Origin of the sequence: Bradyrhizobium sp. sGM-13, assembly GCF_018398875.1 — a bacterium.
Taxonomy (GTDB): Bacteria; Pseudomonadota; Alphaproteobacteria; order Rhizobiales; family Xanthobacteraceae; genus Bradyrhizobium.
Map to the genome: position 1 here is coordinate 1 of NZ_JAGWDK010000495.1, position 221 is coordinate 221.

Genomic DNA, 221 nt, shown 5'->3' on the forward strand with positions numbered 1-221 from the left:
TTGCAGGTCTTTAATACCGTTGTTGCTATCGAGGATCCAACGCACCACAGCTTCTGCAGCACGGCCGACGCGTGGAAGTATCAAATAGAAGGCGCGAACAACTTCTATCTGAACCTGTCCGACACGCCGTTGCCCTCGGACTACCCTATGCCTCCCTCTGGGAGCTGGACGGTCCTCCAGGGGCAGGCGGCCCGCGACTACTGGGACCAGGCCAAGGCCGA

1 pseudogene is annotated in these 221 nt (G+C 59.7%); it reads left to right on the top strand.

The annotated features are described in order from the left end of the window. Window positions 1-221, top strand: a pseudogene (locus KJQ96_RS39775) (hypothetical protein); the annotation flags it as partial.